The following is a 25,587-nucleotide window of genomic DNA, read 5'->3' on the forward strand; positions in this document are numbered from 1 at the left end:
GGGCCGCGCTCTGGCATCCTGGCTGTATGACTGATCCGTCTCGGTCCGGGGACTCGTTGGATGGCCCACCACCGACCAGTTTTCCGCCCCCGGCAGGCTACCCACCGCCACCGCCCGGTTACCCGTATCCGTCGGTGTATGGGGATCCGAGTGCGCCGTACGGCCGCCACCCGATCACCGGGGAACCGTTCTCGGACAAGTCCAAGGTGATCGCGGGCGTATTGCAGTTGATCGGGCTGTTCGGCATCGTCGGGATCGGTCGCATCTACATCGGCGATACGAAACTGGGCGTCATCCAGTTGATCGTGGGTCTGCTGACCTGCACCGTCGGCGCCATCATCTGGGGCATTGTCGATGCTGTCCTGATCCTCACCGACAAGGTCCGCGACCCGTACGGGCGTCCGTTGCGCGATGGAACATAGCGGTCGCACCACCACTGCGGCCGCGGGGCGATATTCGCTGCTGGCCGGGGGCGTATTTGGGGCCGGCGCCCTCGCATACATCGGTGTCGCCGATCCGCATCGTCCGGGTTTCTTGTTTCCGGAGTGTCCGTTCAAAGCCGTGACCGGGTGGAATTGCCCGGCCTGCGGCGGCCTGCGGATGACCCATGACCTGCTGCACGGCGACGTGGCCGCGGCAGTCGTCGACAATGTCTTTGCCCTGGTCGGGCTGCCTGCCTTGATCCTGTGGCTGCTGGTGCGGTGGAGGCTGGGCAAGGCGCTGTTCCCGCTGCCTGCTGTGTTGACGATTGTCGTGACGGTCGTGGTCTGGACTGTGGTGCGGAATCTGCCGGGCTTCCCACTGGTGCCGACCTCAAGCGCCCAGTAGTAGCCCACCTGCGCTGATACACTGAAAATTCGGGCCGGTGCAGTCCCGGGACCAGGATGTTCCGGACTTGCGGAGGTGCGATCAAGTGCTGTTCTCGGCATTGCCAGATGCGCAGGGGCTATATGACCCCGCCAATGAGGCCGATTCCTGTGGCGTAGCCATGATCACCGATATTCAGGGCCGTCGTTCGCACGGCATCGTCAGCGACGGTTTGACCGCGCTTGAGCATCTGGAACACCGCGGCGCTGCCGGCGCCGAACCCAACAGCGGTGACGGCGCCGGTATCTTGCTGCAGCTGCCCGTCGAGTTGTTGCGGCACGTGGTCGACTTCGCACTGCCGGGCCCGGCCGCCGACGGCAGCAACACCTTCGCCACCGGCATCTGCTTCCTGCCCCAAGATGAGGACGCGCGCAGTGCCGCCCGCGCCCGCATCGAGGCACTGGCCGCCGAAGAAGGTCTTGAGGTGCTGGGCTGGCGCACGGTGCCCGTCGATCCCGACGGGGCCGGTATCGGTCTGACTGCGCTGGGGTGCATGCCTCACATGGATCAGCTGTTCATCGCGGCGCCGGAATCCGACGGCGTCCGGGCGGGCGGTATCGAGCTCGACCGCTTGGTGTACCCGTTGCGCAAGCGGGCCGAGCAAGCCACCGGTGTCGAGGCGGTTTATTTCGCGTCGCTGTCCAGCCGGACCATCGTGTACAAGGGCATGTTGACGACAATGCAGCTGCCGCAGTACTTTCCGGATCTGCGCGACGAACGCTGTCTGAGTGCGATCGCGATCGTGCACAGTCGTTTCTCCACCAATACGTTTCCGTCGTGGCCACTGGCGCATCCGTTTCGGTTCGTCGCGCACAACGGCGAGATCAACACCGTGCGGGGTAACCGCAACCGCATGCATGCCCGTGAGGCACTGCTGGCCAGCGCCCGGATTCCCGGTGACCTGAGCCGGTTGTCGCCGATCTGCACCGCTGACGCTTCTGATTCGGCGTCCTTCGACGAGGTGCTCGAGCTGCTGCATCTGGGTGGACGCAGCCTGCCGCACGCGGTGCTGATGATGATCCCGGAGGCGTGGGAGAACGCCACCACCATGGATTCGGCGGAGCGTGCGTTCTGGAGGTTCCACGCCTCGCTGATGGAACCGTGGGACGGACCGGCCTGCGTCACCTTCACCGACGGCACGGTGGTGGGAGCGGTGTTGGACCGCAACGGTTTACGGCCGGGTCGCTGGTGGCGCACGGTCGATGACCGGATCATCCTTGCCAGCGAAAGTGGTGTGCTCGACGTGCCGTCGGGCGAGATTGTCGCCAAGGGCCGGCTGCAGCCCGGCAAGATGTTCCTGGTCGACACCGCCGCTGGGCGGATCGTGCCCGACGACGAGATCAAGGAGCAGCTGGCCGCGGCCGAACCGTACGGCGAGTGGCTGCACGCCGGACTGCTGGATATCGGCACCCTGCCCGAGCGGTCCCGGATCCAGCCGAATCACGAGTCGGTGGTGCGTCGCCAGATCGCCTTCGGTTACACCGAAGAGGAGCTGCGGATTCTGTTGACGCCCATGGCCGCATCGGGTGGTGAGCCGCTCGGTTCGATGGGTACCGATACCCCCGTCGCGGTGTTGTCCAAGAGATCGCGGCTGCTCTACGACTATTTCATCGAACTGTTCGCCCAAGTGACCAATCCGCCCCTGGACGCGATCCGGGAAGAGGTGGTCACCTCGATGGCCCGCGTGATGGGACCGGAGGAGAACCTGCTGGAACCCTCGGCGGCCTCCTGTCGCCAAATCGTGCTACGTGCACCAGTTCTCGACAACGACGAGCTGAGCAAGATCGTCCACATCAACGACGACGGAGAGCACCCGGGTCTGCGAACGACCGTGTTGCGGGCCCTCTACGACGTCGAACGTGGTGGTGAGGGGTTGTCCGAGGCGCTCGATGACCTGCAGTTGCGGGCCACCGAGGCGATTGCCAAGGGCGCTCGCACCCTGGTGATCTCGGATCGCGATTCCGATCACACGCGCGCCCCCATCCCTTCACTGCTGGCCGTCTCGGCGGTCCACCACCACCTGGTCCGCACCAAGGAACGCACCAAGGTGGCGCTGGTGGTGGAGAGCGGTGACGCCCGGGAGGTCCATCACATCGCCATGCTCATCGGATACGGTGCTGCCGCGGTCAACCCGTACCTTGCGTTCGAGTCGATCGAGGACCTGATCCGTGAGGGTGAGCTCACCGGTATCGAAACCACCGCCGCCGTGCGCAACTACGTCAAAGCGCTTGGCAAGGGCGTCGTCAAGGTGATGAGCAAGATGGGCATCTCCACGGTGGCCTCCTACACGGCCGCACAGGTTTTCGAGGCGATCGGGCTCAGCCACGACGTCGTCGACCAGTACTTCACCGGCACCACGAGCCAGCTCGGCGGGGTCGGTCTGGATGTGCTGGCCGAGGAGGTCAAGCTGCGTCACCGGCGTGCCTACCCGGAGAATCCCACCGAGCGGGTCCACCGCCGGCTGGAGGTCGGCGGTGAATACGCCTTCCGCCGAGAAGGTGAGCTGCACCTGTTCACTCCGGAAGTGGTCTTCCTGCTGCAGCATTCGACGCGCACGGGACGCCGCGACATCTTTGCCAGGTACTCCGAGGAAGTCGACCGACTGTCCCGGGAAGGCGGGACGCTGCGCGGCCTGTTCGAGCTCAAGAAGGGGTTGCGGCCCCCGGTCCCGCTGGATGAGGTCGAACCGGTCGAGTCGATCGTCACCCGGTTCAACACGGGCGCCATGAGCTACGGCTCGATCTCCGCGGAGGCCCACGAGACCATGGCCATCGCGATGAACAATCTCGGCGGGCGGTCCAACAGTGGCGAGGGCGGAGAGGACGTCGATCGGCTCTACGACCCGAGCCGGCGCAGTGCGGTCAAGCAGGTGGCCTCCGGGCGCTTCGGTGTCACCAGTGACTACCTGGTGAATGCCACCGACATCCAGATCAAGATGGCCCAAGGCGCCAAACCCGGTGAGGGTGGCCAGCTTCCGGGGTACAAGGTGTATCCCAGCATCGCCAAGACCCGGCACTCCACGCCTGGCGTCGGGCTGATCTCGCCGCCGCCGCACCATGACATCTATTCGATCGAGGATCTCGCACAACTGATCCACGATCTGAAGAACGCGAACGCCGACGCCAGGATCCACGTCAAGCTGGTCAGCAGCGTCGGGGTCGGCACCGTCGCGGCCGGGGTGTCGAAGGCGCACGCCGACGTGGTGTTGATCTCCGGGTATGACGGCGGTACCGGTGCGGCGCCGATGACCTCGCTCAAGCATGCCGGCGCGCCATGGGAGATCGGGCTGGCCGATACCCAGCAGACCCTGGTGCTCAACGGTTTGCGTGATCGGATCACGGTGCAGTGCGATGGCGGTATGCGCAGCGCACGCGATGTGATCGTGGCCGCGTTGCTCGGCGCCGAGGAATTCGGTTTCGCCACCGCGCCGTTGGTGGTGGCGGGCTGCATCATGATGCGGGTCTGCCATTTGGATACCTGCCCGGTCGGCGTGGCCACGCAGAATCCCGAGTTGCGGGCGCGGTTCAACGGTAAGCCCGAGTTCGTGGAGAACTTCTTCACCTTCATCGCCGAGGACATCCGCCGCTACCTCGCCGAACTGGGATTCCGCAGCATCGACGAGGCTGTGGGTCATGCGGAGGTGCTGGACACCGAACCGGGTGTGGCGCACTGGAAGAGCCGCGGACTCGACCTCAGCCCGGTGTTCGCCGTACCGCTCGATGCCCACGGCAACATGACCCAGCGGCGGCGGGTGCGCGCTCAGGACCACGGACTCGACCAAGCCCTCGACCGCACCCTGATCCAACTCGCCGAAGGGGCGTTGGAAGACGCCCACCCGGTGCGTCTGGAGCTTCCGGTCCGCAACGTCAATCGCACGGTGGGCACGCTGCTGGGTTCCGAGGTCACCCGTCGCTATGGTGCGGCGGGCCTGCCCGACAACACGATCCACGTCACCCTGATCGGGTCGGCGGGCCAGTCGATCGGGGCGTTTTTGCCGCCCGGCATCACGTTGGAGTTGGTCGGCGATGCCAACGACTATGTGGGCAAGGGCCTTTCGGGAGGCCGGGTGATCGTGCGGCCGCCGGACGATGTGCTGTTCCTGCCCGAGGACAACGTGATCGCAGGCAATACTCTTCTCTACGGGGCCACCTCGGGTGAGGTGTTCCTGCGTGGCCGGGTCGGTGAGCGGTTCTGCGCCCGCAATTCCGGGGCGCTGGCCGTCGTCGAGGGCGTGGGTGATCACGCGTGCGAGTACATGACGGGTGGCCGGGTGGTGATCCTGGGCAAGACAGGCCGCAACCTGGCCGCGGGCATGTCCGGTGGCATTGCGTTCGTGCTCGGTCTGGACCCGGCCCGAGTCAACACCGACATGGTGCAACTGCAGCGGCTCGAAGCCGAGGACCTGGCCTGGTTGCACGATGTGGTGGCCAACCACGCCCGCCACACCGGTAGCACGCTGGCGAGCTCGATCCTCGCTGACTGGCCAAGGCGCAGTGCGCAATTCACCAAAGTAATGCCCACCGACTACCAGCGTGTGTTGGAGGCGACCCGGATGGCCAAGGCCGAGGGACGTGATGTCGACAGCGCGATCATGGAGGCCAGCCGTGGCTGATCCGACCGGATTTCTTCGTGTACCCAAGATCGAGGCGGCCAAGCGGCCGGTCGAGGAACGGGTGGGCGACTGGCGCGAGGTGTACGAGCGGGAGGATCCCAACGAACGCGCAGGCGAGGTGTCGCAACAGGCGCGTCGCTGTATGGATTGCGGGATCCCGTTCTGCCACTCGGGCAAGGCGGGTTGTCCGCTGGGCAACCTGATCCCCGAATGGAACGACCTGGTGCGGCGCGGCCGCTGGGATGCGGCCAGCGATCGCCTGCACGCCACCAACAACTTCCCGGAGTTCACCGGGCGGTTGTGCCCGGCGCCATGTGAGGCGGCGTGCGTGCTGTCGATCTCCGAGGAGCAGACCGGCGGCAGCGTGACGATCAAACGGATCGAGCAGACGATCGCCGACCACGCCTGGTTGAACGGCATCATCGAGCCCCAGCCTGCCGCGATACGGACCGGCAAGAGCGTCGCGGTCGTCGGCTCGGGGCCCGCGGGTTTGGCTGCCGCGCAGCAACTCACCCGGGCCGGCCATGAGGTGACGGTCTATGAACGCGACAACCGGGTGGGCGGGCTGCTGCGTTACGGCATACCCGAATACAAGCTCGAGAAGTCGGTGCTCAACCAGCGGCTGGCTCAGATGCGGGCCGAGGGCACCCGATTCGTCACCGAATGCGAGGTCGGCGTCGACCTGACCGTCGAGCAGTTGCGCGACCGCCACCAGGCGGTCGTCCTGGCGGTCGGTGCGCTGCGCGGCCGTGACAATGAGGTGCCCGGGCGCGAACTCGACGGTGTGCACCTGGCGATGGAACATCTGGTGCCGGCCAACAAGGAGTGCGAGGGCGACGCGTCCGCGGCGATCTCGGCGGCGGGCAAGCATGTGGTGATCATCGGCGGCGGTGACACCGGCGCCGACTGCCTGGGTACCGCGCACCGTCAGGGTGCGGCCTCGGTGACTCAGCTCGACTACAACACCGAGCCGCCCGAGACGCGTGATGACGAGCTCTCGCCGTGGCCCACCTGGCCGCTGGTGCTGCGCACCTCCCCGGCTCACGCCGAAGGTGGTGCACGCCGTTTCGAGGTGGCGGTGCAGAGGTTCGTCGGCGACGACAACGGTCACGTCCGGGCGATCGAGATCGCCGAGGTCAGGGTGACCCGGGATGCCGAGGGCCGGCGTGAGATCACGCCGGTGGGCGAGTCGCTGCAGATTCCGTGTGACCTGGCGCTGCTGGCCATCGGTTTCGAGGGCGTCGAACACATGGCCTTGCTCGACGGGTTGAACCTGAAACTGACGCGACGCGGGACCGTGTCCTGTGGTTCGGACTGGCAGACCGACGCCCCGGGGGTGTTCGTCTGCGGCGACGCGCACCGCGGGGCCTCCCTGGTCGTGTGGGCTATCGCCGAGGGCCGCAGCGCGGCGCACGCGGTGGACGCCTACCTGATGGGGGAGTCGGATCTGCCGTCTCCGGTGCGGCCCGGCACACTGCCGCTGGCCGTCGTCTGAATCGATTAACGACTATGCTGACATGACGTGAGCAGACGCGGAAAGATCGTTTGTACGCTTGGCCCGGCTACCAGCACGGATGAGTCCGTGCGGGCTCTGGTCGAGGCGGGTATGGATGTCGCACGGCTGAACTTCAGCCACGGTGACTATTCGGATCATGAGGCCGCCTACAAGCGGGTGCGGGCGGCATCGGATTCCACCGGTCATGCGGTCGGTGTGCTCGCCGACTTGCAGGGACCCAAGATCCGTCTCGGCCGCTTCGCCGAGGGGCCGACCTACTGGGCGGCGGGCGAATCGGTGCGGATCACCGTCGACGACTGTGAGGGGACCCACGATCGGGTGTCGACCACCTACAAGCGGCTGGCCCAGGATGCCCGGCCGGGGGACAGGGTGCTCGTCGACGACGGCAACGTCGGTCTGGTGGTCGAGCAGATCACCGGCAACGACGTGGTGTGCACGGTCACCGAGGGCGGTCCGGTCTCCAACAACAAGGGCATGTCCCTGCCCGGCATGAACGTGACGGCGCCGGCGCTGTCTGAAAAGGACATCGACGATCTCGAGTTCGCGTTGCGGCTCGGCGTGGATCTGGTCGCGTTGTCGTTCGTCCGGTCACCCGCCGACGTCGAGTTGGTCCACGAGGTCATGGATCGCGTCGGTCGACGAGTCCCGGTGATCGCCAAGCTGGAGAAGCCCGAGGCGGTCGAGAACCTCGAGGCCATCGTGCTGGCGTTCGACGCCATCATGGTGGCGCGTGGTGACCTCGGTGTCGAACTGCCACTGGAAGAAGTGCCGCTGGTACAGAAGCGTGCCATCCAGATGGCAAGGGAGAACGCCAAACCCGTCATCGTCGCCACCCAGATGCTGGAGTCGATGATCGAAAGTTCCCGGCCCACCAGGGCCGAGGCCTCCGACGTCGCCAACGCCGTGCTCGACGGTGCCGACGCGGTGATGCTCTCCGGCGAGACCTCGGTCGGCAAGTACCCGCTGGAGGCCGTCAAGACGATGGCCCGCATCATCAAGGCCGTCGAGGACAACTCGGTCACGGTGCCGCCGCTGACCCACACTCCCCGCACCAAACGCGGTGTGATCTCGTACGCGGCCCGCGATATCGGCGAGCGGCTGGACGCCAAGGCGCTGGTCGCCTTCACCCAGTCCGGGGATACTGTGCGTCGTCTGGCCCGGCTGCACACCCCGCTTCCGGTGCTGGCGTTCACCGCGCTGCCCGAGGTGCGCAGCCAGCTGGCGCTGACCTGGGGCACCGAGACGTTCATCGTGCCCCAGATGTCGAACACCGACGACATGATTCGCCAGGTCGACAAATCGCTGCTCGAACTCGGCCGCTACAAGCGCGGTGAGCTGGTGGTCATCGTCGCGGGCGCTCCTCCGGGCACAGTAGGCTCCACGAATCTGATCCACGTGCACCGCATCGGGGAGGACGACCTCTAGCGAGTGGTCGGCTGCCAAAGAGCGCCTGCAAAGATCTCGAAAGGCATTCCTTGACACACCCGGATTTCGCGGAGCTGCTGGCTGTCCTCGATCTGGAACGCGTCGGCGACGATCTGTTCATCGGTTCGCATCCGAGCAAGAACCCGGTGCGCACCTTCGGTGGGCAGATGGTCGCGCAGGCATTCGTCGCGGGCGGCCGCACGCTGGAGCACAAGCTGGCGCCGAGCGCGTTGAATGCGCATTTCATCGCCGGCGGCGATCCCGAGAAGGATCTGGAGTTCCACATCGTGCGGCTGCGCGACGAGCGCAGGTTCGCCAACCGCCGGGTGGACGTCATGCAGGACGGCAACCTGCTGACCACCGTGATGACCTCGTACATGAACGGCGGCCGAGGGCTGGAGCACAGCGTGCCGGCGCCGGAGGTTCCTCATCCGGACACGTTGCCCAGGATCGATGAACTGCTACGCGGCTACGAGAAGACGGTTCCGCTTTTCGTGGAAGCGCTGCGGCCGATCGAATGGCGTTACACCAACGATCCGGCCTGGGTGATGCGCAAGAAGGGCGGCAAGCTCGACCACAACCGGGTCTGGCTCAAGACCCAAGGCGTGATGCCCGACGACCCGGTGCTGCACGGCGCCGCCCTGGTGTACTCCTCGGACACCACGGTGCTCGATTCGATCATCACCACCCACGGATTGTCCTGGGGGTTCGACCGGATCTTCGCGGTGACGATGAACCATTCGGTGTGGTTTCACCGGCCGATCAAGTTCGACGAATGGGTGCTGTATTCGACCACGTCGCCGGTCGCGGCCGAATCGCGCGGTCTGGGTACCGGACATTTCTTCGACGCATCGGGTCAGTTGCTGGCGACGGTGGTGCAAGAGGGCATCGTCAAGTATTTCCCCGGCGGGCCCAAGGCCTGAGTCCGCTCAGCGCGTAGGGGTCGGTGTCACACCGAACGAATCCTCGACCCGGCGCTCGAACTCGTTTTCGCACCGCTGCTGGGCCGCGGGGTCGTCGCCGGCCTGTTGCAGGCAGTGCACGTAGTCGGAGCCGCCGACGTCGTCGAACCATTGCTTGCCGTAGTAGACCCAGATGCCGATGAACACCAGGGACAACACGCAGGCGATCGCGCCGAGTGCGATTCCGGTGACGGCGACTCCGCTGTTGGTGGCTTCGCCGCGCCGGCAACGGCCGTGGGCGAGGAATCCGAGGATCAGCGCCGTGACGCCGAATATCAGTCCGCCGATCACCGACCAGGTCAACAGCAGGCCGAAGATCGCGAGCACGAGCGCGGCGGTGCCCAACCCGTTGGCGGGGCTGCGCGGAGCTGGTTGCATCGGGTATCCGCCGTAGGGCGGCGGGGCTGATGGATAGGCCCCGGGATACGCGCCCGGAGGAGGCCCGTAGGGGTAGGCCGGTGGTGGGGGAGGCCCGCCCGGCTGGGGTTCGTCAGACCCGGGCGGGTTTGATCGCTCGTCGGTCATGCCTGTGAGGCTACCCGCCGACGGCAGTGCCGGGCTGCGGGCAACCGATGACGGGGCAGTCGAGCGTGTCCGGCAGGTGATGGGTGGCCACGACGACGGACCGCTCTGCGGCGAACCAATCACCGGGAGTGAGGATTTCGGTGAGAATTCGCTCGCTGTCCGCTGCATCGAGGTTCTCGGTGGGTTCGTCGAGCAGAACCACCGGGAAATCTGACAGCAGCACCCTGGCCAGCAGCAGCCGGCGTCGCTGCCCGGCGCTGACCGCGGTGTGGCCGCCTTCGAGCACGGTCGACAGGCCCTCGGGCAGGGCCGCGAGCCACTCGCCGAGGCCCACCCGCCGGATCGCGGCGAGCAATTCGGAGTCGGTGGCGTCTCCGCGGACGACGAGCAGGTTGTCCCGCACCGTCGTCTCGAAGATGTGTGCATCCTCGGCGAAAAACGCTGCGCGCCCGGGACTCTCGTTGAGTCGCTCGGCCAGCGCCATCAGCAGCGTGGTCTTGCCTGAACCACTGGGGCCGACGACGGCGAGCCGGCCGCCCGCGGGCAGATCGACCGCCGGAGCCGCGGGCCGCCGGCGGGCCCCGGGAGCGCTCTCGGTGAGCTCGAGCAGGCGCCGTGCGGCGATGCGGGCCTTGGTGAGCCCGACGGCGGCATCGGGCAGTGCGGTGGTGGCCTCGAACGCGGACAGGGGCAGCAACATCAGGATGGCGAGGGTGGTCGGCGCGGTCGTCGGAGCCAGGGCGATGCCCGCGACGACCGCACCCAGGACGCTGACACCGATGGCGATGCTGGGCATGGCGGCGGCCAGTGCGGCCGGGGCCGCGGCGCGGTCGGCGGCCTGTCCCCAATCTCGGTGGCGTCGCTGCGCGGTCGCGATCACCTCGTCGAGGCGTCCACTGACCCGCAACTCCGGTGCATGCTCCAGCGCCAGCATCGCCGCCGAATCCCGGTCGCTACGATATTGGACCGCAACGGATTCCGCGGCGCTGGCAGCGCGAGCTGTCAGCGCCGGGGCGACGACTCCGGCGATCAGCAGACACAGTCCCAATAGGGCTGCGGCGCTTGGTGAGATGAGTGCGATGACGCCGACCGACACACAGCTGAGCACCGTGGCGACCACGATGGGCAGTACCGAGCGCACCACCACGTCCGCCAGTTCATCGACGGAGCTACCGACCCGGGCCACCAATTCACCGCTGGGCAGCCGCGTCGCGTCGTCGTCGGGCCCAGAGGCGAGCTTGCGGTAGAGCCCGGTACGGGCATTTGCCGCGGCCCGCAGCGCCGTATCGTGCGCGGCCAGGCGCTGACAGTAGCCGAGCACGCCGCGCGAGATACCAAGCGCGCGAACCGCGACCACGGCTACGGACAGGTCGAGAATCGGGGGCATCTGCCAGGCCCGGGTGATCAACCAGGCCGAGACGCCGGCAAGCGCCAGTGCGCTGCCCAGAGAGAGAACCCCGAGCACACTCGCCAGAACCACCCGGCTCAACCGGGGCCGCAGCAGTTCCACTGTCAGCCGCAGCAGGGGATCGCTACGAAACATGTGCGGCACCAATCGTGATCACGCGATCGCCGATGGCCAGTACCGGATCCCGGTGCCCGACCACCACCACCGTGGCACCTGACTGTGCGCGTGCGACGACAGCCTTCAGAACCCGCTGCTCCAATGCGGCGTCCAGATGGGCCGTGGGCTCGTCGAGCAGGAGTAGCCGAGCCGGGGAACCGAGGGCGCGGGCCAACCCGAGTCGTTGGCGTTGTCCCAGGGACAAGCCCACGCCGGTACGACCGATCTGAGTGTCCAGACCTTCGGGAAGATCGTCGAGGACATCGTCGAATCCTGCGTCGCGGCAGGCGCGGTCGAGGTCGTCGAGCGGTCCGAGCAGCTCCAGGTTGTCGCGGATGGTGCCTGGTATGAGAACCGGCCGGTGGGGCAGCCAGGCGATGGTGTGCCACCACGCCTTCAGATCCAGGTCGCAGACATCGACCCCGTCGACCCGCACGGGCCCGGACGGCAGCGTGGTCAATCCGAGGATCGCTTGCAGTGCAGTGGATTTTCCGGCGCCGTTGGGGCCCGTCAGCACCGTGATCCGGCCCGGTTCGATCGGCGGGCCCATGGGGTCCAATTCGATCGTCGGTGCGGTATCGGGGACCCGGGCTCCACCTTCGGTCGGAACGTACGCCTCACACAACCGAAATGCTTGTTCTGCTGCCGTTTTGCCGTCCTGTGCGGCATGGAAGGCCGCGCCTACCCGGCGCAGCGGCCAGAACACCTCGGGGGCCAGGAGCAGGACCGTCAACCCGGCGGCCAGCGTGATCTCGCCGTACACCAGCCGCACACCGACGCTTACCGCCACCAGGGCGACGCCGAGAGTGGCGAGCAGTTCGAGAACGAGGGAGGACAGGAAGGCGATCCGCAATGTTGCCATGGCCGAACGACGATGCGCGGCAGCCAGTTCGGTGATCCGTTGAACCGATCCGCCGGCCCGGCCGACCGCCCGCAGCGTCGGGATGCCCGCCACCAGATCGAGCAGCCGGGCCTGCAGGGTGGTCATCGCGGCAAGCGATGCCGCCGACCGCTCGGCGGTGAGCAGACCGATCAGCACCATGAATATCGGGATCAGGGGAAGGGCGATCACCACGATCGCCGCGGCCTGCAGGTCGTAGCACGCCATCACCACCACCGCCAGCGGGGTCAGGACCGCGGCCTGCACCACCGCGGGCAGATAGCCGGTGAAGTAGGGACGTAGCCCGTCGAGGCCCCGGGTTACGACCGCGGCGGCGGCATCGCGGTCGGCCGCCAATCGCCTTGGCGGCTCGGCGGTTACCGAGTGCAGCACCTGGCCGGACAGCTCGCCGATGACGGCGGTCGCGCCGCGTTGTGAGAGCCGGCCCTGGAGCCACTGTGCACCTGCGCGCAGAACCCAGAGCGCCGACAACGTTGCGAGGGCCGCACCGTGGCGGGTCGCCGAGCCCGGTTCCGTGATGATCGCGGCAACGATGTGGGCCAGCACGACGGCTGCGGCAATGGTGCAGGCACTGATCGTCACACCGCACGCCACGGCCGCCAGGAGATGGCGCCGCAGAACCTTCGTCGACCCGGTGGCGCCGCGGACGCCGAGTGCGCGCCAGAGATTCAGACCGACCGCCGTGACAATCCGACGGGCGCCGGGATGCGATCGGCCGAAATCCGTTTGCGGAACACCCAGTACGTCCAGCCCTGGTACACCAGGACCAGTGGCAGCAATGTCAACGACGCCCAGGTCATGATCTTGAGGGTGTACGGAGTCGACGAGCCGTTGTAGATCGTCACGCCCCACTCCGGATTGAGGGTGGACGGCAACAGATGCGGGTACATCGAACCGAACAGCAGGACCACGACAGCTGCCACGACCACCACGGTGGCGACGAAGGCCCAGCCTTCCCGCGACCGCGACCACATGAGTGCGACCGAGATCAGCAGCGCGACAACCGCGACCGCCAGCGGCGCCCAGGTCCACGGTTTTCCGTGGGCCAGCTGCGTCCACAGCCCGAAGCCGCCGGCCAGCAGGATCACCGGAAGTGTCAGTGCCCGGGCGAACCGGAAGGCGTCATCGCGCACGGGCCCAGCGGTTTTCAGGGCGATGAACACCGAACCGTAGAACGCGAACAGCGACGCGGTGGCCAGTCCGCCGAGCAGGGTATAGGCGTTGAGCACGTCACCGATGGAAGCGTTGACGCGATGATCGGCGTCAATCGGCAAACCACGCACCAGGATTGCGAACGCCACACCCCAGAGAATGGCGGGTAACCACGATCCGAGGGCGATGCCGAGATCGGCCCATTTACGCCATTTGGTGTCGTCGATCTTGCCGCGCCATTCGATTCCCACGATGCGCAGGATCATCCCGAACAGGATTGCCAGCAGCGGTAGGTACAACGCCGAGAACAACGTGGCATACCAGTTCGGAAATGCGGCGAACATGGCAGCACCCGCCGTGATGAGCCACACCTCATTGGCATCCCACACCGGTCCGATGGTGTTGAGCACCGCTCGTCTGCGGCTTTCCGGATCACCTTCGCCCGCCCTGCCCAGCGGTGCCATCAGCATCCCGACACCGAAATCGAAGCCCTCCAGCACCACGAACCCGAGGAACAGCGCGGCGATGAGGAGGAACCAAACCTCTTGGAGTCCCATCTGCGATCAGTCCTCTCAGTAGGCGAAAGACAAGGGGGCAGACTCGTCCTCGCCCGGAGGCGTGGGAGGTGCCGGTTCGGAATCGTGTTCCTGGGGTCCTTCGGTGACGTACCGACGCATCAGCCAGAACCAGACGACTGCGAGAGCGCCGTAGAGCAGCGTGAAGACCGCGAGTGAGAAGAACACCGTGCCGGCCGAATGATCTGAGACACCTTGTTGCACGGTCAGCCTCACCATCTGGTCACCGGTCGGGTTGGGCACCACGACCCAGGGTTGACGCCCCATCTCGGTGAACACCCAGCCCGCGGAATTGGCCAGGAATGGTGTCGGCAGGGTGATCAGGGCGAAAATGCCGAACCACCGCTGATCGGGTAGTCGACGACCGCGGGTGAGCCACAACGCCAGCAGGGCGAAGGTCAGCGGTACCAGCATCAGGCCGATCATGGCCCGGAAGGACCAGTAGGTGACGAACAGGTTCGGCCGGTAGTCGCCGGGGCCGAACCGTGATTCGTATTGCCGCTGCAGATCGTTGACGCCCTCCAGGGTGACGCCGCTGAACTTGCCCTCGGCCAGGAAGGGCAGCACGTACGGAACCTCGATCACGTGGCTCACGCTGGCACAGTTGTTGTGTGTGCCGACGGTCAGCACCGAGAAGTCGGGATCGGTCGCCGTGTCACACAGCGATTCGGCCGACGCCATCTTCATCGGTTGCTGGACGAACATCAGCTTGCCTTGGACATCGCCAGTGAAGAACAGCACGACCACGGCCGCCAATGCCACCACGCTGCCCAGAATCGTTGCCGGGCGGTACATTCCGGCAGAGTCGGCGGCGAGTTCGGCGGCCGGGGCGTCCACGCTCTCGGCGCGGGCTGCCCGGCGCCGATCCCGAACCATCAGCCAGGCACTGACCGCCGCGACGAAGGTGCCCGCGGTGAGCAGAGATCCGGCTACGACGTGCAGGAAGGCCCAGACCGCAGTGTTGTTCGTCAGCAGGGCGACGAAGTCGATGAGCTCCGCACGACCGCTCTCCGGGTTGTACTTGGCGCCGACCGGATGCTGCATGAACGAGTTGGCCGCGATGATGAAGAACGCCGACGCGTTGACCGCGAAGGCGACCATCCAGATGCAGAACAGGTGAATCGCCCTGGGCAGTCGCGTCCAACCGAAGATCCACAATCCGATGAAGGTGGATTCGACGAAGAAGGCGACCAGACCCTCGAATGCCAGCGGTGCGCCGAAGATGTCGCCGACGAAGCGCGAATATTCGCTCCAGTTCATGCCGAACTGGAATTCCTGCACGATGCCGGTCGCCACGCCGATCGCGAAGTTGATCAGGAACAGCTTGCCGAAGAACCGCGTGAGTCGGTACCAGCTCTCGTTGCCGGTCACCACCCACGCGGTCTGCATGACGGCGATCAGCGGTGCCAATCCGATCGTCAGCGGAACGAAAATGAAGTGGTACACGGTGGTGATGCCGAACTGCCACCGTGACACGTCCAAAGCGTCCATCTGGCCCTACTTCCGAGGTCTCAGATCAATCTACGACGAAGTGTAGTAGATAGTCGGGAACCGGCGGATGACCCTGACCGGTGTCTTACGTCACGACGCAGAACCCTGCGGCGAGAACGCGGCTTTGAGCTGCTTGGCGCCGCTGCGGATTGCGAAGGCCGAGATCACCTCGAACACCCCGACGACGATCAGGATGATGCCGGTGACCTGAGCCAGGGCGACCAGCCCCTCCAACGGAGCGACGAACATGATGATGCCCGCGATGACGCTGACGATGCCGATGATGATCTCCCAGATCCGGCCCGGCAGCGCGGGATCTCCGATGGCGGACATCGCCGTGGCGACACCGCGAAAGACGAATCCGACGCCGATCCAGATCGCCAGCAGTTCGACCGCTGATTGCAGGTCGTTGGAGAAGCTGATGAAGCACAGCACGGCCAGCACGAGTGCCGCGGCACCGCCGATGAACAGCAACACGCGCCCCCCGACCGATGAGCGCAGACTGAATGCCAGGACGAGCTGGGAGATGCCGGTGATCAACAGATAGACGCCGAGAAAAATCGCCGCGACCAGAATGGTGATGCCGGGCCATACCAGGACCAGGATCCCGAGAATGACAGCGAGAATCCCTGAAACCAGCGTCGATTTCCACAGATGTGGCAACAAGTTTGGCGAAGCAGTGGTTTCCATGCAGGCAGTTTGACACAAACGTAGATGTAGATCGCGGTTTTTGCGTTACGGCTGTGGCGTTGAAGCATGCTCGTTAAGGTTCCGTTACCGGCGGTGCATCCTTGGCCGCGGGCCGTTAACGTCTCCGATTCGGGAGAGCCCGACCACAGCCGCAGACAGAGAAAAGAGGCAACCGTGACACTTGGATGTCATCCCCGTCGACGGAAGGTGTGGCGTTTCGCGGTGGTGGTCGCCGCGAGCGGCGCGTTCGCGTTGTCTGGCTGCGCCACCAATACCGACAGCAGCGGCCCGGCCACCCAGACCACCGCGGCGTCGGCCGAGAAGGTCGACGCGATCGCCAACACGCTGCCCGAGCCGATCAAATCGAGTGGCAAGCTGATCATCGGGACCGATCCGTCGTATCCGCCGAACGAATTCAAAGACCCCGCGGGCAAGATCATCGGCTTCGACGTCGATCTGATGAATGCCATCGCCGCGACGCTGGGCCTCACCCCGGAGTACCGCGCGTCGTTGTTCGACAAGATCATCCCGTCGGTGCAAGGCGGCAACTACAACGTCGGGATGTCCTCGTTCACCGACTCCAAAAAGCGTGAGGAGCAGGTGGACTTCGTCACCTACTTCGAGGCCGGCTCGGCGTGGGCGCAGAAGGTCGGCGCCGGTATCAATCCGGAAGACGCCTGCGGCAAGAAGATCGCGGTGCAGACGGCGACAGTGCAAGACACCGAAGAGATGCCGGCCCGCATCCAGAAGTGCCTCGAGGCCGGCAAGCCGACGATCAACGTCGTGAAGTTCGACGATCAGACCGCGGCCACCAGTGCGGTCATGCTCGGGCAGGCCGATGCCATGTCGGCCGACTCGCCGGTCACGGCGTACGCGATCAAGCAGAGCGGCGGCAAGCTCGAGGCTGCGGGGGAGATCTTCGATTCCGCGCCTTATGGGTGGGCTGTGCAGAAGGGTTCACCGCTGGCCGAATCCCTCAGGCAGGCACTGCAGCACCTCATCGACAGTGGTGCCTACAAGCAGGTCGCCGCGAACTGGGGCGCCGAGAACGGGATGGTCGAGAAGCCGGTCATCAACGGTGCAGTCAGCTGAGTCGCCGATGACCGATGGATCGCCGCCTGCCGCCATCGATGCCGTCCCGCTGAGGCATCCGTGGCGCTGGGTGGCGGCGGTGGTCATCGTCATCCTGCTCGGGCTGTTCGTCTACGGTGCGGCAACCAACGAGGCATACGGGTGGGAGACGTACGCCAAGTACCTCTTCGACCAACGCATTTCGGAAGCCGCCTGGAACACGTTGCAGTTGACCATCTACTCGATGGCGCTGGCCCTCGTGCTCGGCGTGCTCCTCGCCGTGATGCGGTTGTCGCCCAACCCGGTCCTCAAAGCGGTGTCGTGGGCCTATCTGTGGATCTTCCGCGGCACACCGATCTACGTGCAGTTGGTGCTGTGGGGCCTGGTGCCCGTGATCTACAGGAACATTCAGCTCGGCGTACCGTTTGGTCCCACGTTCTTCGAGTTCAGCCTGTCGGATCCGAATGTGTTCTGGCTGGCGGTTCTCGGCTTGGGTCTCAACGAGGCTGCCTATATGGCCGAGATCATCCGGGCGGGCATCAATTCGGTTCCGGAGGGTCAGGCCGAGGCGTCGGTGGCGCTCGGCATGTCGTGGGGAATGACCATGCGGCGCACTGTGCTTCCGCAGGCGATGCGGGTGATCATCCCCCCGACGGGCAACGAGTTCATCAGCATGCTGAAGACCACCTCGCTCGTCACCGCCGTGCCCTACAGCTTCGAGTTGTACGGCCGCTCAAAGGATATCGGGGTTCAGCTGTTCCAGCCCGTGCCGTTGCTACTCGTGGCCTCCACCTGGTACCTGGCGATCACCAGCGTCCTGATGGTCGGTCAGTACTACCTCGAGCGCTATTACGCGCGCGGCGCATCACGCAAGTTGACCACCAAGCAGCTCGAGGCTCTGGCCAAAGCGCAGATGGGAGAACCGCATCCATGACCGCCGCAGCCGAACCGATGGTGCGGGCCGAGAGCGTATGCAAGAGCTTCGGTGCCCTGCACGTTCTCAAGGGCGTCACCCTGGACGTCGGCAGGGGCGAGGTGCTGTGCATGGTCGGGCCGTCCGGTTCGGGCAAGTCGACATTCCTGCGGTGCATCAATCACCTTGAACAGGTCAACGCCGGCCGGCTGTACGTCGACGGCGATTTGATCGGTTACCGCGAGCGTGGCGGCAAGTTGCACGAGATGGCGCCGCGCGATGCGGCCAGGCAACGCCGCGACATCGGCATGGTGTTCCAGCATTTCAATCTGTTCCCGCACCGCACAGCGCTGGAGAACATCGTCGAGGCGCCGGTTCGCGTCAAGAAGATGAAGAAGGACGCGGCGCTGGCCCGGGCCAAGGACCTGCTCGATCAGGTGGGTTTGGCCGCCAAGGCCGACGCCTATCCGGCCCAGCTGTCGGGCGGGCAGCAGCAGCGGGTGGCCATTGCCCGGGCGCTGGCGATGAACCCGAAGCTGATGCTGTTCGACGAGCCGACCTCGGCACTGGATCCCGAGCTCGTCGGCGAGGTGCTCGCGGTGATCAAGAAACTCGCGGGCGAGGGCATGACCATGGTGGTGGTGACCCACGAAATGGGTTTCGCCCGTGAGGTCGCCGACAAGCTGGTGTTCATGGACGGCGGCGTCATCGTGGAGACCGGCCCTCCTCGCGAGGTGATGGCCAACCCCAAACATGAACGCACAAAGGAGTTTCTGTCCAAGGTGATGTAGCGTCGATCACGTGGTCTCCACACGAGAAGACGTCTTCGTCACCGTCGGTGAACTACGTGAGCTCATCGCCTCGGGGCATCCGGTTACGGTGCTGGACGTGCGCTGGTCGCTGGCACAACCTGATGGCGAACAGGCCTACCTGGCCGGTCATCTGCCCGGTGCCGTTTATGTCTCATTGGACGATGAACTGGCAGATCACAAGGTCACGGACCGTGGTCGCCATCCGCTGCCTTCCGGGTCGGCCCTGCAGGGAGCGGCACGTCGTTGGGGCATGCGCAAGGGCGTCCCCACCGTCGTCTACGACGACTGGAACCGCGCCGGATCCGCGCGCGCCTGGTGGGTGCTGTCCGCGGCCGGGATCGAGAACGTCCGCATTCTCGACGGCGGTCTGGCGGCCTGGACCGCCGCCGGCGGATCCCTGCAGCGCGGCCCCGTAACGCCGGGGCCCGGCGACGTCGACGTGGTCCACACCGACCTCTACCGGGGCGCACTGCGCACCCTCACCGCGGGCGAGGCGCAGTCCGGCGTCGACGTACTGCTGGACGCGCGGGCACCGGAACGATTCCGCGGAGACAACGAACCCGTCGACCCGGTCGCCGGCCACATCCCCGGGGCGATCAATCTGCCCAGCACGCAGTTGCTCGCCGAGGACGGCACGTTGTTGCCGGCTGCCCGTCTTCACGCCCTGATCGCCGACCGTGGCGCGGCAGGCGATGCCACCGTCGGTACCTACTGCGGTTCAGGGGTCACGGCTGCGCTCGCGGTGGCAGGCTTGGCTGCAGCCGGCGTCGACGCGGCGCTGTATCCGGGGTCGTGGTCGGAGTGGGCGTCGGATCCGGACCGGCCTGTGGCCAGGGGCGAATAGCCGCGCCGACGCGCGAAATCGGTGCTCCCCGGCACTGCCCGGCAACTTTATGCTGAGCCAATGCAGCGCCGCCCCGACCCGGTCACGCCGTTGTGGCGTGCCGCGCAGATCTTTCGGCTGCTGAGCTGCCTGTACGCGGTGGGGTTTCAGATCGCGATCAACGACGATCTGGCACGTCCGGTACTCGCCGGGGCGCTGTGCGCGGTACTGATCGCCTGGAGCATTGCGTGTGGGATCGCCTACCTGCAGGGTTTCGGGCGCCGCCCGGCGTGGGTGACCGCCGAGATCCTGGTGGTCCTGGTCCTCATGCTCTCGACCGAATTGGTTGCGACCGACCACTGGATCGCCGACAACCAGTCGTGGCCCACCACCTTGTGGGCGACGAACGCCACGATTTCGGCGGCGCTGCAGTTCGGCCCGGTCGGGGGGATGGCGACAGGTCTGGCGGTGATGGCTGCCGCGGCCACCTTGAAGGGCTATGTCAGCGTCAACCTGGGCCGCAACGCCACCATCGTCATCGAGCTTGCGGTGGGACTGGCGGTGGGCATGGCCGCCCAGACGGCGCGTCGTGCGCACGCCGAGTTGGAGCAGGCGGTCCGGTTGGCCGCGTCGTTGGAAGAACGAGAACGGCTGTCCCGCCGGGTACACGACGGCGCCATTCAGGTGTTGGCCCTGGTGTCACGGCGCGGACGTGAAATCGGTGGCGAGACAGCTCAATTGGCAGAGTTGGCCGGGGAGCAGGAGAGGGCGCTACGCAGGTTGGTCAGCGCTCGCGACCCGGAGGTGCGCACCGGAGGGGCTGTCGACATCGGCGCGCTGCTGCGGGCCCGCGCCTCGGATCGGATTTCGGTCAGTCTGCCGGCAGATCCGGTGCTGCTCGATCACGAGGCTGCAGATGAGTTGCTCGCCGCGGCGAGCAATGCCCTGGACAACGCGACCGCGCACGCGGGGCCAGATGCCCGGGTTTTCGTGCTGTTGGAAGACCTGGGGGATTCGGTGACGGTGAGTATCCGCGACGACGGCGTGGGCATCGGCGCCGGGCGGCTTGCCGAGGCGGTCCGTGAAGGACATGTGGGGATCTCGAAATCGATTGTGGGCCGGATGGATTGGTTGGGCGGGCAGGCCCAGTTGCACACCGCGCCGGGTTGCGGCACGGAATGGGAGCTGACGCTGCCCCGCTCGTCCGCAGGGCGTTCCGCGCTCGAGGAGGGACAGCGATGACCGAGGCACTGACCGTGATGGTCGTCGACGATCACCCGATCTGGCGCGATGCGGTGGCACGCGATCTGGCCGATGAGGGCTTCGATGTGGTGGCCACAGCCGACGGCGTCGATTCGGCGCGAAGGCGGGCTGGTGTGGTGTTGCCCGATGTGGTGGTGATGGACATGAGCTTGTCCGACGGCAGCGGCGCCACGGCCACCGCTGAGGTACTCACGGTGTCGCCGTCGTCGCGGGTGCTGGTGCTCTCGGCCTCCGACGAGCGCGACGATGTCCTGGAAGCGGTGAAGGCCGGAGCCACCGGATATTTGGTGAAGAGCGCGTCGAAAGTCGAGCTGACGGCGGCGGTGCGGGCCACCGCGGCGGGGCGCGCGGTGTTCACCCCGGGCCTGGCCGGACTGGTACTGGGGGAGTACCGGCGTATCGCGCAGCGGCCGGACGACGGCCCGGCCACTCCGAGCCTGACCGAGCGCGAGACCGAGGTGCTGCGCTACGTGGCAAAAGGGTTGACGGCCAAGCAGATCGCCACGCGCCTGTCATTGAGCCACCGTACGGTCGAGAACCACGTCCAGGCCACGTTCCGCAAGTTGCAGGTTGCCAACCGTGTCGAATTGGCCCGCTATGCCATCGAACACGGCCTCGACGAGTAGTCCTACTCATCACGGCAGCCGGGTTTGTTGCCACGATGGCCACATGAGCGAACCTCATCGCGTTGTGATGGCCAGGATGTCGTCCGACCTCGCTGCGATCTCGGCATATGTGAACCGGGTTTCGGCGGACCTGGCGGAGTTGCACCGGACGTTCGAGCAGGCGCCCGTCCCACCGCCATTGCCTGCGCCTCCAACGATGTCGACGCCGTGGGTGGCTGCGGTCCCGTCGGTGCCGCAACAGCCCGTCGCCGCGCCTCGCCGGGAACGTTCGGAAGGCTGGATCGGCAAGGCGCTCGCGGTTGCCGGGGTGACGGTGACGCTCACCGGTGTGGTGCTGCTGCTCGTCCTGGCGGCGCAGGCGGGCATCCTGCGGCCGGAGTTCCGGGTGGCCGCGGGTGCCGTCCTGGCCGTGGGGCTGCTCGGTGTCGGATGGCGGTTGCATCGCCGGACGGGCGGACGAGTCGGTGCGATCGCAGTGGCGGCGACCGGTGTCGCCGCCGCATACATCGACGTGATCGCCGTGACGACGATCTATGACTGGGTAACGGCGCCGGTCGGTCTGGCGTCGGCCGCGGCGATCGGTGCGTGCGGCCTGACGCTGGCACGGCGGTGGAACTCCGAACCTCTTGCTCTTTTGGTGCTGCTGCCGCTGATCGCCCTGGCTCCCGTGGTCACCGACGGGGTGACACTGCTGTTGATCGGATTCATGCTGGCCTTGTCGGCCGCCGCGCTCCCGGCGCAGCTCGGACGGGACTGGCTGCGCTTGCACGCCGCGCGCGTCGCGGCACCCACATTGCCGCTTGTGATGGCACTGGGGGCGGCGTCGATCAATGGCAGGCATGACCTCATGCTCGCGCTGACCTGCGGACTTGCGGCTGTGCTGGCGTTGACGGGTGGGCTGCTGGTCCTGCGATCGACCACCAATCCGGCGGCGACGGCAATCCTGACGGCGGTAGGTGTCCTCCCGGTGCTCAGTGTGGCCGCTGCCGTAGACCGTGCCATTGCCGCGCTGCTGGCAGCGGCGCTGGCAGCTGCCTTGGTGGCGATCGTGGCCCTCGGCGAGCGGGTGCCGGGCCTGAGCCTCGTGGTCCGCCAGGTGTGGTCGGTCCTCGCGGCCGCGGCCGCACTGATCGCTGTGCTGGTGGCCTTCGACGGTCCCGTGGCCGGTCCGGTGCTGTTGGCGATGGCCACGGTGGTCGCAATCGCCGGACGTCGTCGTGGCGTGACGCGGTGGATCGCGGTCGGCCTGGCCGTGGCCGGGGGCATGATCTACCTTGATGTGGCCGGTCCCGAAACCCTGCTGGATGCCACGGAACTATCTGTCGGCCTTACGGTTTCGGTGCTCATCGGCAGCTTCCTGGCGATCGCCGCGGCCGCTGCCATCGCATGGGCATTCTCGGCCGACGGCGAGGCCGATCATGAGGTGGGGCGGTTGGTGTGGGTGTTCGCCGCCGTGGCAGCCGGGTACGCGGTCACGATGTTCACCGTCACGGCCGGCGTTGTCGTCGGCGGTACGGGTGCCGGGTTCTTCGCCGGCCACATGGCAGCGACGATCTGCTGGATCGCCGTGGCGGCCGGACTGCTCGGTCACGCGGGGCGTCGTCCCCGAGAGCAGCGTTCGCTGCCGATCGGCGGTGGGATGGCGCTCGTCGCCGCGGCCATGGCGAAACTGTTCCTTTTCGACCTGGGCACGCTCGACGGGATGTTCCGGGTTGCGGTGTTCATCGTCGTCGGACTGGCTCTGCTGGGCATGGGCGCGGCATACGCGCGGCTGCTCAACCAGCAGGATCGCGCTGTCGATGGGCAGCCGTTGTGAGCCCGGGCACAGAATCCATTATCTGGATTGATTCCAGAATAGGACGCGTTGTGCATGGCATGAGTACACGTCGAAACGAATCCGAAATCCAGGGTTTCCAGGCCGCACCGGAGCTCGGCGGCCATCTGCAGGAGGTGCTCGTCGACCTGATCGAGCTCGGGCTGCAGGGCAAGCAGGCGCATTGGAATGTCGTCGGCACGAACTTCCGGGATCTACACCTCCAGCTCGACGAAGTCGTCGATTTCGCCAGGGAGGGCAGCGACACGATCGCTGAACGGATGCGTGCGTTGGACGCCGTCCCAGACGGTCGGTCGGACACCGTCGTAGCGAGCACGACGCTTCCGGAGTTCCCCGCCTACGAGCGGAGCACCGGCGAGGTGGTCGACCTCATCACCACGCGGATCTACGCGACGGTGGGCACGCTGCGCGAGGTGCACGATGCGGTGGATGCCCACGATCCCACCACCGCCGACATCCTGCACCAGCTCATCGAGGGTCTGGAGAAGCTGGCGTGGCTGATCAAGTCGGAGAACCGCAAGGTCTAAACGCCGGCAGGCGGCACGACGGAGGCGGCACGCGGCGGGCCCGGATTTTCCAGCCCGGCAAGTGCCGCCTCGTCGTCGCGGCGCCCGACCAGGTACCAGGTGTGCATGAGCCCTTTGCCCTTGATCTCCACATCGCCACGTTCCTCGAGCACGAATGAGTGACAGATCCGGTCATAGACGTTCTGCGGCACCTGAATTCGGCCGGCGATGTCGGTGGTCTCCATACGCGAGGCGACGTTGACGGCGTCACCCCAGACGTCGTAGAAGAACTTGCGGGCTCCGACCACTCCGGCCACCACGGGCCCGGCCGCCAGGCCGATCCGCAACGGCACGGCACGCCCACGCGGATCTTTCAGGTCGGCGACGGCCTCGGCGAGGTCGAGGGCCAGGCACGCCAGCGCCTCGATGTGATCGGTCCGCGGCTTGGGTACGCCGGCCACCACCATGTAGGAATCACCGCTGGTCTTCACCTTCTCCAGACCGTGGCGATCCACCAGCGCATCGAGATCGGTATACAGCCGGTCCAGGAAGCGGACCAGATCGGTCGGGGTCAGATCGCTGGCCCGTTCGGTGTACCCGGCGATATCGGCGAACAGGATCGACGCGTCGTCGTAGTTGTCGGCGATGATCGTGCGTGACGGTTCCTTCAGTCGCTGGGCGATCGTGGCGGGCAGAATATTGGCCAACAGTTGCTCGGATCGTTGGTATTCGGCTTCCATCGCCTGTTCGGCCCGAGCGATCTCACGTAACGACATCCAGACAGTGGCAAACACCATCACTCCGGCTGAGACCGCCGAAAGGACGAAGCCCGCCGTCAGCGCCCACGATGGCCCCAGCCCGCGATCGTTGGGGACCAGGATTTCCAGCACGATCGCGGCGCCCACTGCCAGCGCGGCCAACGTCCCCGCCAGCACGATGCGCTCGATTCCCAACACCAGCACCGCCAGCGACGCCGCCACGACGAAGTAGAACTGCAATCCCGAACCGGTCCCGACGGCGAAGCACATGGTCGACACCGATGCGTAGGCGAACAGGAAGAACGCCAGCGGCGCGATGAGCTCACCGAACCGGTAGAGCAGCGGCACCAGCAGGAACAGCGCGGCGGATCCGAGGTTGACGAATCCGAACCGCCACATGGGCCCGCCGAGGACCAGTTGGAAGATTCCGAACCCTCCCGACACCGCGGCCGCGATCCACGTCGCGATGGTCAGTACGCGCAAACGGCTCGACACGCTCTCGGCGTAGTGCCGGGTGCGGGCCGGTACGCGGTTGTTCAGCGCCATCTCGGGCATGCACACCGAGCGGCGGAACTCGCTGACCACCACCGACAAAGGGTATCGCCGTCGACCACCTGACCGGTCGACATTGGCCGTGCTGCTTGCAGGAGCAATCCAGCAAACCTTGTCTGGCATCGGTATGTCACAATGGGAACTTGTTC

Annotated in this window: 21 protein-coding genes; 14 read left to right on the forward strand and 7 right to left on the reverse strand. The window is 66.3% G+C overall.

What is annotated here, in order from left to right:
* The first annotated feature begins 26 nt into the window (after window positions 1-26).
* The 6 genes from H977_RS32840 to H977_RS0109765 all read left to right on the forward strand — a co-directional run bounded on the left by H977_RS32840 (window position 27) and on the right by H977_RS0109765 (window position 9,343).
* Complete coding sequence (locus H977_RS32840) at window positions 27-422, forward strand: TM2 domain-containing protein (RefSeq protein ID WP_036475524.1); 396 nt, start codon at window positions 27-29, stop codon at window positions 420-422.
* Window positions 412-828: a DUF2752 domain-containing protein gene (locus tag H977_RS0109745; RefSeq protein ID WP_029107685.1), complete on the forward strand. Its 417-nt coding sequence runs from the start codon at window positions 412-414 to the stop codon at window positions 826-828. Before H977_RS32840 ends, H977_RS0109745 begins: the two co-directional genes overlap by 11 nt.
* 85 nt (window positions 829-913) lie before the next feature.
* A complete protein-coding gene (gene gltB / locus H977_RS0109750; RefSeq protein ID WP_029107686.1) occupies window positions 914-5,479 on the forward strand; it encodes a glutamate synthase large subunit in 4,566 nt (1,521 codons plus the stop codon).
* Complete coding sequence (locus H977_RS0109755) at window positions 5,472-6,974, forward strand: glutamate synthase subunit beta (RefSeq protein WP_029107687.1); 1,503 nt, start codon at window positions 5,472-5,474, stop codon at window positions 6,972-6,974. The genes gltB and H977_RS0109755 overlap by 8 nt, the downstream gene beginning before the upstream one ends.
* A gap of 27 nt (window positions 6,975-7,001) precedes the next feature.
* Window positions 7,002-8,420 carry a pyruvate kinase gene (gene pyk, locus H977_RS0109760; RefSeq protein ID WP_029107688.1) on the forward strand — a complete coding sequence of 473 codons (1,419 nt, stop codon included), beginning with the start codon at window positions 7,002-7,004 and terminating at the stop codon, window positions 8,418-8,420.
* A 50-nt stretch (window positions 8,421-8,470) separates the two neighbouring features.
* Window positions 8,471-9,343: an acyl-CoA thioesterase II gene (locus H977_RS0109765; protein WP_029107689.1), complete on the forward strand. Its 873-nt coding sequence runs from the start codon at window positions 8,471-8,473 to the stop codon at window positions 9,341-9,343.
* 6 nt (window positions 9,344-9,349) lie between these two features.
* Here H977_RS0109765 and H977_RS0109770 read toward each other — a convergent pair whose 3' ends face one another.
* The 6 genes from H977_RS0109770 to H977_RS0109795 all read right to left on the reverse strand — a co-directional run bounded on the left by H977_RS0109770 (window position 9,350) and on the right by H977_RS0109795 (window position 16,280).
* Window positions 9,350-9,907: a DUF4190 domain-containing protein gene (locus H977_RS0109770; RefSeq protein WP_029107690.1), complete on the reverse strand. Its 558-nt coding sequence runs from the start codon at window positions 9,905-9,907 to the stop codon at window positions 9,350-9,352.
* Between the two features lie 10 nt (window positions 9,908-9,917).
* On the reverse strand, window positions 9,918-11,450 hold the full coding sequence (locus H977_RS0109775; RefSeq protein ID WP_029107691.1) for an ATP-binding cassette domain-containing protein: 1,533 nt from the start codon (window positions 11,448-11,450) through the stop codon (window positions 9,918-9,920).
* Complete coding sequence (cydD, locus tag H977_RS0109780; protein ID WP_029107692.1) at window positions 11,440-12,990, reverse strand: thiol reductant ABC exporter subunit CydD; 1,551 nt, start codon at window positions 12,988-12,990, stop codon at window positions 11,440-11,442. Before cydD ends, H977_RS0109775 begins: the two co-directional genes overlap by 11 nt.
* A 50-nt stretch (window positions 12,991-13,040) precedes the next feature.
* Complete coding sequence (gene cydB, locus H977_RS0109785; RefSeq protein WP_029107693.1) at window positions 13,041-14,081, reverse strand: cytochrome d ubiquinol oxidase subunit II; 1,041 nt, start codon at window positions 14,079-14,081, stop codon at window positions 13,041-13,043.
* Between the two features lie 15 nt (window positions 14,082-14,096).
* Window positions 14,097-15,590 (reverse strand): cytochrome ubiquinol oxidase subunit I, encoded by a 1,494-nt coding sequence (locus H977_RS0109790; RefSeq protein ID WP_029107694.1) that lies wholly within the window; start codon window positions 15,588-15,590, stop codon window positions 14,097-14,099.
* 90 nt (window positions 15,591-15,680) lie between these two features.
* Window positions 15,681-16,280, reverse strand: a complete 600-nt coding sequence (locus tag H977_RS0109795) for an HdeD family acid-resistance protein (protein WP_036475529.1) — start codon at window positions 16,278-16,280, stop codon at window positions 15,681-15,683.
* Between the two features lie 207 nt (window positions 16,281-16,487).
* On the opposite strand from H977_RS0109795, the gene H977_RS0109800 reads away from it, so the two are divergent.
* Genes H977_RS0109800 through H977_RS0109835 form a run of 8 tightly spaced genes read left to right on the forward strand, consistent with a single transcriptional unit; the run spans window position 16,488 to window position 24,149 of the window.
* Window positions 16,488-17,372 carry an ABC transporter substrate-binding protein gene (locus tag H977_RS0109800; protein WP_029107696.1) on the forward strand — a complete coding sequence of 295 codons (885 nt, stop codon included), beginning with the start codon at window positions 16,488-16,490 and terminating at the stop codon, window positions 17,370-17,372.
* Between the two features lie 7 nt (window positions 17,373-17,379).
* The gene (locus H977_RS0109805) at window positions 17,380-18,285 is read left to right on the forward strand and encodes an amino acid ABC transporter permease (RefSeq protein ID WP_029107697.1); all 906 of its coding nucleotides are present in this window, start codon (window positions 17,380-17,382) and stop codon (window positions 18,283-18,285) included.
* Window positions 18,286-18,302: 17 nt separating this feature from the next.
* Window positions 18,303-19,055 (forward strand): amino acid ABC transporter ATP-binding protein, encoded by a 753-nt coding sequence (locus tag H977_RS0109810; RefSeq protein WP_029107698.1) that lies wholly within the window; start codon window positions 18,303-18,305, stop codon window positions 19,053-19,055.
* A gap of 10 nt (window positions 19,056-19,065) precedes the next feature.
* On the forward strand, window positions 19,066-19,920 hold the full coding sequence (locus H977_RS0109815) for a sulfurtransferase (protein WP_029107699.1): 855 nt from the start codon (window positions 19,066-19,068) through the stop codon (window positions 19,918-19,920).
* Between the two features lie 60 nt (window positions 19,921-19,980).
* Window positions 19,981-21,141, forward strand: a complete 1,161-nt coding sequence (gene macS / locus H977_RS0109820) for a MacS family sensor histidine kinase (protein WP_029107700.1) — start codon at window positions 19,981-19,983, stop codon at window positions 21,139-21,141.
* Entirely contained in the window at window positions 21,138-21,788 is a 651-nt protein-coding gene (locus H977_RS0109825) for a response regulator (protein WP_029107701.1), read from the forward strand. Before macS ends, H977_RS0109825 begins: the two co-directional genes overlap by 4 nt.
* A gap of 43 nt (window positions 21,789-21,831) precedes the next feature.
* Window positions 21,832-23,604, forward strand: a complete 1,773-nt coding sequence (locus tag H977_RS0109830; protein ID WP_029107702.1) for a DUF2339 domain-containing protein — start codon at window positions 21,832-21,834, stop codon at window positions 23,602-23,604.
* 59 nt (window positions 23,605-23,663) lie between these two features.
* The gene (locus H977_RS0109835; RefSeq protein ID WP_029107703.1) at window positions 23,664-24,149 is read left to right on the forward strand and encodes a Dps family protein; all 486 of its coding nucleotides are present in this window, start codon (window positions 23,664-23,666) and stop codon (window positions 24,147-24,149) included.
* On the opposite strand, the gene H977_RS0109840 is transcribed toward H977_RS0109835, so the two are convergent.
* A complete protein-coding gene (locus tag H977_RS0109840) occupies window positions 24,146-25,441 on the reverse strand; it encodes an adenylate/guanylate cyclase domain-containing protein (RefSeq protein ID WP_051288779.1) in 1,296 nt (431 codons plus the stop codon). The two genes, H977_RS0109835 and H977_RS0109840, sit on opposite strands and share 4 nt — an antisense overlap.
* Between the last annotated feature and the right edge of the window lie 146 nt (window positions 25,442-25,587).

It is taken from the genome of Mycobacterium sp. URHD0025, from assembly GCF_000426065.1.
Taxonomy (GTDB): Bacteria; Actinomycetota; Actinomycetes; order Mycobacteriales; family Mycobacteriaceae; genus Mycobacterium.

Excerpts from the sequence above, each read along its gene's own strand:
- cydB (WP_029107693.1), bottom strand. The coding sequence starts at position 14,081 with ATGGGACTCCAAGAGGTTTGGTTCCTCCTCATCGCCGCGCTGTTCCTC.
- H977_RS0109810 (WP_029107698.1), top strand. The coding sequence starts at position 18,303 with ATGGTGCGGGCCGAGAGCGTATGCAAGAGCTTCGGTGCCCTGCACGTT.
- H977_RS0109775 (WP_029107691.1), bottom strand. The coding sequence starts at position 11,450 with ATGTTTCGTAGCGATCCCCTGCTGCGGCTGACAGTGGAACTGCTGCGG.
- H977_RS0109840 (WP_051288779.1), bottom strand. The coding sequence starts at position 25,441 with ATGCCCGAGATGGCGCTGAACAACCGCGTACCGGCCCGCACCCGGCAC.
- H977_RS0109770 (WP_029107690.1), bottom strand. The coding sequence starts at position 9,907 with ATGACCGACGAGCGATCAAACCCGCCCGGGTCTGACGAACCCCAGCCG.
- H977_RS0109795 (WP_036475529.1), bottom strand. The coding sequence starts at position 16,280 with ATGGAAACCACTGCTTCGCCAAACTTGTTGCCACATCTGTGGAAATCG.
- macS (WP_029107700.1), top strand. The coding sequence starts at position 19,981 with ATGCAGCGCCGCCCCGACCCGGTCACGCCGTTGTGGCGTGCCGCGCAG.
- H977_RS0109790 (WP_029107694.1), bottom strand. The coding sequence starts at position 15,590 with ATGGACGCTTTGGACGTGTCACGGTGGCAGTTCGGCATCACCACCGTG.
- H977_RS0109825 (WP_029107701.1), top strand. The coding sequence starts at position 21,138 with ATGACCGAGGCACTGACCGTGATGGTCGTCGACGATCACCCGATCTGG.
- H977_RS32840 (WP_036475524.1), top strand. The coding sequence starts at position 27 with ATGACTGATCCGTCTCGGTCCGGGGACTCGTTGGATGGCCCACCACCG.
- H977_RS0109835 (WP_029107703.1), top strand. The coding sequence starts at position 23,664 with ATGAGTACACGTCGAAACGAATCCGAAATCCAGGGTTTCCAGGCCGCA.
- H977_RS0109805 (WP_029107697.1), top strand. The coding sequence starts at position 17,380 with ATGACCGATGGATCGCCGCCTGCCGCCATCGATGCCGTCCCGCTGAGG.
- H977_RS0109830 (WP_029107702.1), top strand. The coding sequence starts at position 21,832 with ATGAGCGAACCTCATCGCGTTGTGATGGCCAGGATGTCGTCCGACCTC.
- H977_RS0109745 (WP_029107685.1), top strand. The coding sequence starts at position 412 with ATGGAACATAGCGGTCGCACCACCACTGCGGCCGCGGGGCGATATTCG.